We start from the raw sequence: 11,755 nt of genomic DNA, 5'->3' as shown, positions 1-11,755 counted from the left end.
GGGGAAAAAGGGCTCAAGACGTGCCATTTGCGCGTCCGTTAGCCAGTAAAGATCAGACATGTTCACCACTCGTTTTCCGAACCGTGAATCATGCGGCCACGCGGAAATCAATGGGTCCCGAGCCTAAGGTCTTCCTTTCAGCCATCGCTCTCGCCGCCACAGTTATCTTTGACTCTGAAAATCAATAAGTCTGGAACCTAGAAAACTCAGATTTTGAGATGACCGGGCTATAGGTTTGATCAAGGGGTATGAGGCGGGCGTAAATACGCGGGAGATGTGCATGACATTGTGGATCGACGCGATTTGTCTGTGCATCTGGTGCGTTGCTCGGGAACTCCAAAATAGCTACTCAAAAGCGCAGTCCTCAACCACCGCTTCGGTGAGGCTAACGAGCGACACGTAAAACGGTGCGGACAAATGATGCCCTTGAACCCTTGTCGCGAAGGCATTGTACCAGGGCAGTATGTCTTCAGCAGCAAATCGCGCGGCGTCCATTGCGCCGGGGCGCCCTTCCAGACACATCGCTAGATATTCGAGCATTATGGCCAAATGATCGGCCGGTTCAGAGATGCTATTGGCCACTTCTGTTCCGGCTTGCTTTAGCAGTGATTGCATTCTGCAATGTGGGGCAGACATGAGGTTCCCCGACCCTTGCCAAGCAGAGGCATATAGTGGGGCTGCTTCCCTGCCACCGGCCAGAAACACGCTTCCGTAACTGATTGCGAGTTCTTTTTGGGTGGTCTGCGGGTCAGACCACTTTTTCATTTCCCGGATCAGCTGATCTGATCCAACGACATCACTCAAAAGCTCGTCTGCGACCCCGCCATGGCACGCTTTGATGGTTGCCACGTCAAGTTCGCGCGCGAATCCCGTCGACAGAAAGCGCATCAGATCCGGAGAAACTTCCTTCATACGGTGATGGGTCCGCCAAAGGCTGTTACCGGTGGAACTTCTCCTTCAAACTTCTCCATCTCGACGATGCAGGTATTTGCGGATGTCGCCTGTGACAGTTTCGAGGCGCCCACATCCAAAGTGACCGTGTTGGGGTCGCCATACGTGTCGAGAGCGTTGGGCGCGGCATCGACCGGTCCATACCAGGCACCTTCATGAATGCGGATTACGCCTCTTGGATAGTCATCGCTCAGAATCGCGCCGGCCAACAATTGACCGCGATCATTAAAAACCCGCACGATATCGCCGTCTTCAATTCCTCGGTCAGCCGCGTCTTCGGGGTTTACATACACAGGCTCTCGATCCTTTACCGCATATGTTGCGCGGTACGGGTCGCTCTCGCACATCTGCGAATGAAGGCGCTGATCCGGGTGACACGATTGCAGCCACAACGGAAACCTGTCCGACCCCGGCCCACCATGAGACCGTTCGATTTTCTCCATCCACTTGGGGTGTTCTCCGCAATCATCATAGCCATAGTTGCCGATCGTCCGGCTGGAGATTTCGATAAATCCTGAAGGCGTACCAAGCGCATTTATTTCAGGGTCTTCGCGGAAATCGGCGTGTCTGACCCAAGGTTCGCCCCGTTCAAACCGAACCATGCCCTTTTCCCAGAACTCTTCGAAAGGTGGCATCTCATAGCTACCCTCGTTTGCGCTACGGGTCGTCTCATAAAGGCTCTCAACCCACTCCATTTCATCCCAGCCACGGGTGTATTCTTGCTCGCGACCGAAGCGTTGGCAGAACAGCGAAAAAATCTCAAAGTCGGTTTTGGAATGGAACAGCGGATCGACCAGCTTCTTCATGGCGATTACGCCGGAGCGAGAATATGAGCCGTAGCTGTCTATGTCGTTCCGCTCAAATTGGGTGCAGGCAGGCAGGACCAAGTCGGCGTGTCTGCACGTAGCGGTCCACGCATAGTCAATCGCAACAATGGTCTCCAGCTTTTGGATAGCCACGCGCATCTTGTTGTGGTCCTGATGATGATGGAACGGATTGCATCCGGTGAAAATTGCCATTCGGATGTCCGGATACGTAACTGTGTGCCCGTTGTGTTCGACTGTTCCACCAGGGTTCATCAGGCAGTCGATCCATCTGGCGACAGGAATTGTACTGCTGGCACCCAGGAAATTGTCGTCTGACCGTACAGGATCAACGCCAATATCCAAATTCAGAGGAAAAGCCCCGGGCATGCTGGCGCCAGATGGTGCCACGCCAATACCGCTATAGTGATGAGAGTAGCTGATGCCGCCCCCGGGCAGTCCGATTTGGCCCAACATGGCCGCGATGATCGCACCCATCCAATACGGCTGTTCGCCATGCTGTTGCCGCTGCACGGACCAACCGAAGACGAGCTGGGTTCGGTCCGATGCAAGCAATCGGGCAAACTCTTTGATCGTATCAACCGGGACACCGCAAATCGGCGCTGCCCACTCGGGCGTCTTTTCGACACCATCTTCAGCCTCGCCCATGACGTAGGCCATGAAAGGCTCGAACCCGAGCGTGTAGACATTCAGAAACTCTTCGTCGTGCAGACCTTCGGTATAGAGGGTGTGCGCCAGTGCCAGCATGAAAGCCACATCTGTCATCGGGTTGATGTAGAGTTGTTCGGCCCCAATGTGCTTTTGGGTTTTGGTTCGCACCGGGTCCACACTGATGGCCCGGATGTTGCCTGCCACGATTTTGTCCCGCAGCTGGTCAAAATACTCAAATGGTTCGTGTGTTTCGCAGGTCCAGCCGACTTGCAGGTTTTTCAGCGGGTCATTCGCCCAGAAAACGATAGTCTTGGCGTTATCCAGGATCAGTGGCCAACTGGTTCCCTGCGAATAAACTTCGGTGGACCCAAGCACGTAAGGAAGGATGGTTTGGCCTGCGCCAGTTGAATAGTCGCCCGCCTTTTTCACATAGCCGCCGTACATCGAAACGGCACGGTTCATGTGATTGATGCAGGAATGGAACTGGCCGGTCTGCCGCCAGCCCGTCGCCCCAGCGTAAAGCCCCGAAGGTCCATGCGTAGTCTGAACACGCTCCATTTCCTCGAAGAACAGGTCCAAAGCCTCATCCCAGGTCAGACGAACAAAGCGGTTGTCGCCCCGTGTGGTCCGGTCCGCGTCCTTTCGGTTATCCAGCCATTCTGCACGGGCCATCGGGTAGCGGACGCGCGACGGCGAATAAATCAGGCCCTGGATGCCGTTCACCATATCGGTCGGGTGCGGATCGTCGGCAAGTGGGCGAACCTCGGTCACCTGACCACCTTTGACAAGGGCCTCGATCGCACCCCAGTGTGAGCCTGATGTTTTCCAGATACCGGCAGATGTCAGTTGCTCGGCACGAGCGGTCGCTGGCTGAAGCAGGCTGGGCCCCAATAGTGCGGACAACCCTGTTGCTCCTGTGCCTTTCAGAAAATCACGACGCGTTGACATGGTTTTCTCCTCAGTGAGAGCCGCCATAGTCAGCGGAATGTTTTTGCAGGTAGGTCAGCACCAAATTGGCCTGGGCTTCGTCCATGTTGGTAAACCCGACCATACCGTTAAACTGCGCAGGCCAGGAGTTGGTCCCGAAGTGATCCGGGTCCGGCTGCGCGTGGCAAGTGGAGCAGTTGGCGGTGTAGCTTTCCTCAGCCACCGTCCAAAGTTCGTCAATCTCATCCACATATCCCTGTTTGTCCGACCAAAGCGTTACCGTGACAGGCGCCCAATCGAGCCCCGTCGCATCATCCGTCTGAGGTGCGGAAGCTTCGACCAGTTCAGTGTTCTGAGCCGTGTCCTTCGACAAAACGGCAACCCGAATATTGTGCCCGAATTCATCAAATATGACGCGCCCAAACCCTTTATCCTTGCGCCACGCCTTAAGTGCGACTTGAACACGGTCTCCGCTTTCATCCAAAACTTCGACGGCAGCACCGAGTGTCAGGTTACCCACCGGCTCCGAACCCTCGGCGCTGTCATAAACAGGGATGTCACGAATGGCGAAGTAGTCTTCGCCGACCGAGACGCTGCCTGAATTGGCTTTGTTTTCAAGCTTGGCCATGGCCGGGCTGCCCACGGCCACATTGTCAGGCAGGTGATGAGCTATGCCCTTGTGACACTCGATACAGCCTGTATTCAGTGCGGCTGCCGGTTTCATATAGAACCGCGCTTCGGCCGACATCGCGTCCCAATCCATGCTGTCGTAATCATGACAGTTCCGACATTCGAGCGAGTTGTTTGCCTCCAGCCGGGCCCACTCGTGTCTTGCCAATTCCGCGCGGCGTGCCTCGAACTTTTCGCGGGTGTTTATGGTGCCGAATACAGCCGCCCAGACTTCCTTCGACGCTTGCATTTTTCTGGCAACCTTGTTGGTCCACTCATGCGGTACATGACAATCCGGACATGTGGCACGGACCCCGGTTCGGTTTTCCCAATGGACCGTGGACTGAAGCTCTACATAGACATTGTCACGCATCTCGTGGCAGGAAACGCAGAACTTTTCCGTGTTGGTAAACTCCATCGCGGTATTGAAGCCGCCCCAGAAAATTATCCCGGTAATAAAACCACCCAGACTGATCACGCCCAGACTGATCGTTGTGGCAGGTCGGGATACCGTATTCCAGAAGGATGACAATGTAGACTTCAGAGACATAAGAACGTGCTCCTCGGCTCATTTTCTGGGTTTAGAGAGATCCAGTTGGCGGGCCGTAAATGATTTGAAGGATCCATACGGTGAACCCGTAAGCCCCGACCCCCAGGACTGTAATTCCGGGCAGAAACACCAACGTAATAAACAAGAAGGACAGCCATTCACGCTTGGCTGCGTCTTTCGAGCTGCTGATGGATTGATCTGTCATATCTATCTCGCTCGCCTAAGATGAAAACGCTCACGGCAATGTTACTACCATAGATATACCTGCTTGAATCAAAGGGCGCGGCGGAATGTCGCATCCTGAAGCTGATCTAGAGCGCTGTATTTACGTCTTTTTCCGGCAAGGCTTTCTGCTTTGGGTCCAACTTAATCATCTGAAAATGCAAAAAAGATGCCCCTTTCCACCGAATGATGGGCAAGCCTAGGGTATGATCTAGCGCTTCGTAGCACGAGACGCGATGAAGGGGGCTTCGAGGCCTTCACAAAAAAGTTGCACGGTCAAAGCTGAGGCTCGTTTCGTTTGCCCAGCCAATATATGTTTCGCCCCTAAGGCGACTTTAACTGGTGATCTAACCAATCCATTCAGATCGTGTTTCTCTGGAATCCAAGAATTGCCAGGTGTCTATGGCGCCTGTGTCCGGTCAAGTTGTGCCGGTGTATCGACATGCCATCTCATGCCTAAATCCGAAAGATGCCTTTGAACCCGGCCCGGATAATCAGACACAATTGCGTCCACGCGCAGATCGATCATTCTGCTTATTTCTTCAGGGTCATTGACTGTCCACACAGCAACACAAAGGCCCAGTTCTTTCGCAAGTGACACATTTTCTGCGGTCACATCCGCAAAATAGGGGCACCAAAGCGCACCCCCGGCCTGTTTGACCAGTTTTGGAATTTCATCCCGACGGCCCCGAAAATCCGGGCAAACAGCTTTCGAGGAATCCTCACCGACATCGTCGGCATTTTCCGGGAGCTGAGTCAGGTAGGAAGACGGCAGATCAGGCGCCTGACGCTGACATTCTTCCAACAAGTTCCAATCGAAACTGTGCAAAACAGCCCGCGATGCCAAGCCTGTGGCACGAAGCTCCTGCAGCACACATTTAACGAATTTCCGCCTGTAAGATGAATCGTGGGTCAAATCGGGGTCAGATTTCAGTTCCAGCATAAGATTGGTATCACCGTATCTCGGTTCACCAACAAGTTTCAGCAAGTCCGACAGCGTGGGAACGCGAACGCCGTCCAGTTGGGCCTGATCAGGGAACCGACGACCATAAGCCGATTGCCCGTTCAACCGTCCGACGTCGAATTGCTGGATCTGCTCGACAGTCAGCGAAGAAACCTTTGGCTCTTCTCCTACCAAGAAACGGCCACTGGCGTCCCTAAAAGTCGGCGCGTGAAGCCGGTGGTTATGTGTGATGACGGGGACATCGTCAGCCGTAAGAACGACATCAAACTCAAGAAGCGGGACGCCAATGGAAAGTGTGAAGTCAAAACCGATCATGCTGTTTTCAGGCAAAACGCCCCGCGCACCCCGATGACCTACGACCCGGATCAAATCCTTGCCGCCGCGAAATGCTTCGACCTGAGGGAACACCATTAGTTTTCCAGTCTTTTGCCCGTTGCGTGGTCAAACAAATGCATATTCTCTGGTGCAACCGAGAACCGCATATTCGGATGGCGACCCTCGATCGGGTGGACACCCGGAAGGCTGATCGTGATCGTGTCGCCAGAACCCGTAAGGTGGCCGTGCAACAGTGTATTTGCCCCAAGCGGTTCCGCCATCTGAATCGCAGCTTCCAGCGGACCGCTTTCATCCAGCAGCAGGTGCTCTGGCCTTATGCCCAGCTTAATGGCGGCATCTGGACCGGCAGACGGGCCAACCGCGATGTCGCCGATCCGGATTGTCCCGTTTTCGCGCCGCGCTTCAAAAATATTCATCGCCGGGCTGCCGATGAATTGCGCCGCGAACAGCGTCTTAGGGGTCTCGTAGACCTCCAGCGGCGTTCCAATTTGCTCGGCGATGCCTCCATTCATTACGATCATTCTGTCCGCCATTGTCATGGCTTCGACCTGGTCATGTGTAACGTAAAGTGAGGTAATGCCGAGTTTTTCCTGAAGTTCGCGGATTTCAAGACGCATCTGAACGCGAAGCTTGGCGTCAAGGTTCGAGAGCGGCTCATCAAACAGGAAAACCGCTGGCTCGCGGACGATGGCCCGCCCCATCGCCACCCTCTGACGCTGTCCGCCTGACAACTGTCTGGGCTTACGGTCCAGCAAGGGTTCCAACTGCAGCAGCTTTGCGGCGTCAGTCACTTTTTGATCGATCTGATCTTTGGGCAACCCGGCAATTTTCAGACCATACCCCATGTTCTGACGCACCGACATATGCGGATAGAGCGCATAGTTCTGGAACACCATGGCGATGTCCCGGTCCATAGGCTCTTTTTCGTTGGCCCGTTCGTCACCGATCCGGATTTCTCCTGACGTGACAGTTTCCAGCCCCGCCACCATCCGCAACAGTGTGGATTTACCACAGCCAGAGGGGCCGACGATCACAATGAACTCACCATCGGCGATATCGACATCAATACCGTGGATCACATCCGTCGGGCCAAAGCTCTTTTTGACATTCTCTAGGGATACTGTTGCCATTTCTTACTTCTCGCTATCGACAAGGCCGCGGACAAAGAGCTTTTGCATCGACACCACCACGATGACCGGCGGGATCATCGCCAGAATGGACGTCGCCATGATGACCGGCCATTCGGCCACATCATCGCCGGACGGGAACATCTGCTTGATGCCCATCACGATGGTATTCATCTCTGGATCAGTCGTGATCAGCAGCGGCCATAGGTATTGGTTCCAGCCATAGATAAACAGGATCACGAACAGCGCCGCGATGTTGGTGCGGCTCATGGGCACCACGATATCGATGAAGAACCGCATCGGTCGGGCCCCATCTACGCGGGCGGCTTCAGCCAGTTCATCCGGTATTGTCAGAAAGAACTGGCGGAACAGGAAGGTTGCTGTCGCCGAGGCGATCAAGGGGAAGATCAACCCATAGTAGCTGTTGAGCATTCCGAACCCTGCGACGACCTCAAAAGTCGGCACGATACGAACCTCGACCGGAAGCATAAGCGTCAGGAAGATCAGCCAGAAGAAAGTCGTCCGTCCGGGAAAGCGGAAATAGACAATCGCAAAGGCCGATAGCAGTGAAATCACGATTTTGCCCACTGCGATCCCTATGGCCATCACGAGGCTGTTGAACAGCATCGTGGCAACCGGGACATTCACGCCGGAAAACAGCGCGGCCTTGTAGTTCTCCCAGAACTGATCACCCGGCACCAACGGCATGGGCGGTGACACGATCTCAGGCTGGGTGACAGTAGAGGCGACAAATGCCAGCCAGATCGGGAAGAAGATGATCAAGACGCCAAGGATCATCAGGCCATGAGTCAACCAGATCCCCATGCCGCGATTTTCGACCATTCCGTGTTGTTGGGCTGCCATCAGTAGTGCACCCTTTTTTCCACGTATTTGAACTGGATGACGGTCAGCAGGCCAACGACGATCAGCAGAATGACAGATTGTGCCGAAGACGAACCAAGATCCTGTCCGACGAACCCATCCGAAAAGACTTTGTAGACCAGAATAGTCGTCGACTGCTGCGGCCCGCCGCCAGTGATTGTGTGAATGACGCCGAATGTTTCAAAGAAGGCATAGACGACATTCACCACCAGCAGGAAAAACGCGGTTGGTGACAAAAGCGGCAGCACGATCGTGAAGAACCGGCGCCAGAAGCGCGCGCCATCGATGGCGGCAGCCTCAATCACCGACCTTGGGACCGACTGCAGTGCCGCAAAAAAGAACAGGAAGTTATAGCTGATGCGCCCCCAGGCAGAGGCGACGACCACAAGCCCCATGGCCTCAGTGCCGTTCAGAACGTGGTTCCAGTCATAACCAAGCTGGCCGAGGTACCACGACACGACACCCACGCGGGTGTTGAACATAAACAGCCACAGCACACCTGCCACCGCAGGCGCGACCGCATATGGCCAGATCAAGAGCGTCCGATAGACACCCGATCCCTTGATCAGGCGGTCTGCGATGACCGCCAGAAACAAGGCCGGGATCATCGAGCACAGCGTGACAAGCGTCGAAAACACTGCTGTTGTCACGAAAGAGGCGCGGTAGAACTTATCGCTGAGCAGGAACTCAAAGTTGCCGAGCCCCACGAACTGGGACGACAATCCAAAGGGATCAGGTATGAACAGAGACTGCCAAACAGCCTGCCCGGCAGGATAGAAAAAGAATACAGCGGAAATGATGACCTGAGGGGCGATCAGCGCCAATGGCAACAGCCAGCCGCGAAAGGTGACGCGTTTTTCCATCCTGATGGTCCACCGAAGAAAGAGAATGCGGGCTCTGTAGAGCCCGCATCGGATTGTTGTTTATTGATTGGCGGATTCGAACCGGCGCAGTAGCGCGTCACCGCGTTCTTTTGCGCTGTCCATCGCTTCCTGAGCGGTCTTTTCACCGGACCAGACGGCCTCAAGCTCTTCGTCGATGATCCCGCGAATCTGGTCGAACGACCCCAGACGCAGACCTTTCGAATTTGCGGTCGGCTCCTTCGCAGTCATCTGGATCACCGCGATGTCGGTTCCCGGGTTTTCGTCATAGAAACCCGCAGCGCGGGTGGCTTCGCCAGCTTCAGCCGTGATCGGAAGATAGCCGGTGTTCTGGTGCCAGGCGGCCTGCACGTCGGACGACGACAAGAAGCTCAGGAATTCGCCGACGCCCTTGTATTCTTCAGGGTCATGACCTTCCATCACCCAAAGCGATGCGCCGCCGATAATGGTGTTCTGCGGCTCGCTCGTGACAGCTTCCCAATAGGGCAACGGGCGCACATCGAAATCGAACTTAGCCTCTGCCTTTATGCCAGCGTAACCGGCCGAGCTTTCCGTAAACAAAGCGCATTCGCCAGCCCGGAAGTTTGCCCCACCTTCGTTCCTGCGTCCGGTGTAGATGAACTTGCCATCCTTGGCCCAGTCACCCATTGCCGTCAGGTGTGCGACCTGCGCCGGACCGTTCAGCATCAGCTCGGTATCCAGACCGGCAAAACCGTTGTCCTTCGAGGCGAACGGAACGTCATGATAGGCCGACAGGTTCTCAAGATGGATCCAGCTTTGCCATGCAGTCACCAGCGGGCAGTCTTCACCACCAGCCTTGAGCTGCTCGAGAACGTCGCCAACTTTTTCCCAGGTGGACAGATCCGTATCCGGGTCGACTCCGGCCGCTTCCATGGCGTCGCGATTGACCCACAGAACCGGCGTGGAAGAGTTGAAGGGCAACGACAGCATGTCACCGTCAGTTGTCGTGTAGTATCCTTTGACCGCCCCAATATATGCGTCGGGATCGAATGAAGCGCCGCTTTCAGCCATGACTTCATAGACCGGTTTGATTGCACCTTCGGCCGACATCATCGTTGCCGTGCCCACTTCGAACACCATCAGGATATGCGGCTGTTCACCGGCACGGAATGCGGCGATCCCCGCATTCAAGGTTTCCGAGTAGTTGCCCTTGTGGCTTTCGACCACGACAAACTCATCCTGGCTGGCGTTGAACTCCTCGACCTGCGCTTTCACAAGTTCACCCAGTCGACCGGTGAAGGCATGCCAGAACTGAACTTCGGTTTGCGCCATTGCCGCCACCGGGGACAAGGCAGTTGTTAAGGCAAGAGCGCCTAGCAGATTCTTATTCATGATTCCTCCCATGCATCAGGTTCGATGCTTCGTTGAATACCGACCGCTACGCGTAAACGGCACACATGACGATTTCACGACGTTAGCGTTACAGAAATATAATTCAAGCTTTATCTGTTGGATAAAAAAATAACACAATGTTATGTACAAGGACAGCAGACTAGGATCGGCAATGAGTCAAATTCTGAGAGTACGGCAAATGGAAGCCCTTATGGCAGTGACCACCAACGGCTCTGTCACAGCGGCCGCAAACGATTTGGGGGTAAGCCAGCCTGCTGTCAGCAGATTGCTGTCGGATCTTGAAAAGTCACTTGGGTTCCAGCTTTTTGATCGCCGGGAAGGCAGATTGGTGCCAACACAGGAGGTTCGTTACCTCTTACCCAGCGTCGAACGTGTTCTCGAGCTTATGAGGCAAATCTCGGATGTCAGTCAGGACATCACAAAACGCAAAGCAGGGCACATCCGAGTCGCTTGCCTGCCCGGATTTGCCACCAGCCACCTACCCGATGTCGTCTCCAGATTTTTGGAAAATCGGCCTGGTGTCACCCTGACGATCGAACCAGATAGACCAGAACGCATTCTCGAATGGATGATCGGCGAACAATATGATTTCGGAATCACAGACAGCTTTAATGGTCACCCGGCGGTCGAAAGCACAAATATCGACGTCCGGACAGTTTGCGTATTCCCGACCGGACATGACCTGGAAAACCTCTCCGAAGTTACACCTGCGGACCTTGAAAAAAGTAAAGTCATCCACACACGACGCGACAGCAACTTTTTCGGACGGCTTTCGAAAGCGTTTCAAAATGCCAATGTCGAATTGAATTCACATATCGAAGTCAGGCAGTTCACAGCGGCCTGTGAATTGGCAGTAAGAGGCGTGGGCATCTCAGTCGTAAGCGAACTTGACGCCGTCCAATACACATCTCGAGGATTAAGCTATCGACCATTCAAGCCAGTGTTGCCGCACACCCTTTCGCTGGTGCGCCCGATCTTAAAGCAACCGTCACTGGTGACTTTGGAATTCATCGAACAGTTTAGGGAAAGCCTAAGACCATTTAGGGCAGAGTACGTTGGACGTTAAACACGGGCCTACACAAGCGAACTTGGGTTGAAAAAACACAATGCTCCTTCAGCGAAGCAGTTCGCAACTATGTTTAGCTGAACGGAGGGTCAATTAGCCTGGAGCGACGAAAGCCCCCTGCGGCGACCTGTTCAGTAGAAGTGGTTGCGGGGGGTCGCAACAAACGATCACGGCGGGCGGCACCTACAAAAGCAAAAACCGCCAAAGCCGACATGGCTGAGGCGGTTTCGCAAGTATCGTTGGTTGCGGGAGTAGGATTTGAACCTACGACCTTCAGGTTATGAGCCTGACGAGCTACCGGGCTGCTCCATCCCGCGTCAGTGTCAGATTT

At 54.6% G+C, this 11,755-nt stretch carries 11 protein-coding genes and 1 tRNA gene; 2 read left to right on the top strand and 10 right to left on the bottom strand.

The annotated features are described in order from the left end of the window. The coding region (locus ACR0J8_RS23160; protein ID WP_480527746.1) for a hypothetical protein at nucleotides 1-188 on the top strand (188 nt) is incomplete at its 5' end. A 157-nt stretch (nucleotides 189-345) separates the two neighbouring features. Here the strand turns inward: ACR0J8_RS23160 and ACR0J8_RS23155 are convergent. The 9 genes from ACR0J8_RS23155 to ugpB all read right to left on the bottom strand — a co-directional run bounded on the left by ACR0J8_RS23155 (nucleotide 346) and on the right by ugpB (nucleotide 10,337). Next, nucleotides 346-912, bottom strand: coding sequence for a molecular chaperone TorD family protein (locus ACR0J8_RS23155; RefSeq protein ID WP_480527748.1), 567 nt, complete (start codon nucleotides 910-912; stop codon nucleotides 346-348). Further along, nucleotides 909-3,374, bottom strand: coding sequence for a trimethylamine-N-oxide reductase TorA (gene torA, locus ACR0J8_RS23150; protein WP_480527750.1), 2,466 nt, complete (start codon nucleotides 3,372-3,374; stop codon nucleotides 909-911). Before torA ends, ACR0J8_RS23155 begins: the two co-directional genes overlap by 4 nt. Before the next feature lie 10 nt (nucleotides 3,375-3,384). Next, a complete protein-coding gene (torC, locus tag ACR0J8_RS23145; protein WP_480527752.1) occupies nucleotides 3,385-4,572 on the bottom strand; it encodes a pentaheme c-type cytochrome TorC in 1,188 nt (395 codons plus the stop codon). A 31-nt stretch (nucleotides 4,573-4,603) separates the two neighbouring features. Further along, nucleotides 4,604-4,777: a periplasmic nitrate reductase, NapE protein gene (locus ACR0J8_RS23140; protein WP_170617186.1), complete on the bottom strand. Its 174-nt coding sequence runs from the start codon at nucleotides 4,775-4,777 to the stop codon at nucleotides 4,604-4,606. Between the two features lie 417 nt (nucleotides 4,778-5,194). Continuing rightward, on the bottom strand, nucleotides 5,195-6,169 hold the full coding sequence (locus tag ACR0J8_RS23135) for a glycerophosphodiester phosphodiesterase (protein WP_480527754.1): 975 nt from the start codon (nucleotides 6,167-6,169) through the stop codon (nucleotides 5,195-5,197). Continuing rightward, the gene (locus ACR0J8_RS23130; RefSeq protein WP_480527756.1) at nucleotides 6,169-7,224 is read right to left on the bottom strand and encodes a sn-glycerol-3-phosphate import ATP-binding protein UgpC; all 1,056 of its coding nucleotides are present in this window, start codon (nucleotides 7,222-7,224) and stop codon (nucleotides 6,169-6,171) included. Before ACR0J8_RS23130 ends, ACR0J8_RS23135 begins: the two co-directional genes overlap by 1 nt. A gap of 3 nt (nucleotides 7,225-7,227) precedes the next feature. After that, complete coding sequence (gene ugpE, locus ACR0J8_RS23125) at nucleotides 7,228-8,064, bottom strand: sn-glycerol-3-phosphate ABC transporter permease UgpE (RefSeq protein WP_480527761.1); 837 nt, start codon at nucleotides 8,062-8,064, stop codon at nucleotides 7,228-7,230. 20 nt (nucleotides 8,065-8,084) lie between these two features. Next, complete coding sequence (ugpA, locus tag ACR0J8_RS23120) at nucleotides 8,085-8,966, bottom strand: sn-glycerol-3-phosphate ABC transporter permease UgpA (RefSeq protein ID WP_170617192.1); 882 nt, start codon at nucleotides 8,964-8,966, stop codon at nucleotides 8,085-8,087. Between the two features lie 60 nt (nucleotides 8,967-9,026). Further along, nucleotides 9,027-10,337: a sn-glycerol-3-phosphate ABC transporter substrate-binding protein UgpB gene (gene ugpB, locus ACR0J8_RS23115; RefSeq protein WP_480527758.1), complete on the bottom strand. Its 1,311-nt coding sequence runs from the start codon at nucleotides 10,335-10,337 to the stop codon at nucleotides 9,027-9,029. A gap of 172 nt (nucleotides 10,338-10,509) precedes the next feature. On the opposite strand from ugpB, the gene ACR0J8_RS23110 reads away from it, so the two are divergent. Further along, nucleotides 10,510-11,424 (top strand): LysR substrate-binding domain-containing protein, encoded by a 915-nt coding sequence (locus ACR0J8_RS23110; RefSeq protein ID WP_480527759.1) that lies wholly within the window; start codon nucleotides 10,510-10,512, stop codon nucleotides 11,422-11,424. A 240-nt stretch (nucleotides 11,425-11,664) separates the two neighbouring features. Here ACR0J8_RS23110 and ACR0J8_RS23105 read toward each other — a convergent pair. Next, nucleotides 11,665-11,741: transfer RNA gene (locus tag ACR0J8_RS23105), tRNA-Met, on the bottom strand. Between the last annotated feature and the right edge of the window lie 14 nt (nucleotides 11,742-11,755).

Source organism: Ruegeria sp. N11 (assembly GCF_056531525.1).
The sequence above is the reverse complement of the archived record's forward strand: the minus strand, read 5'-3'. Positions and strand labels throughout refer to the sequence as shown.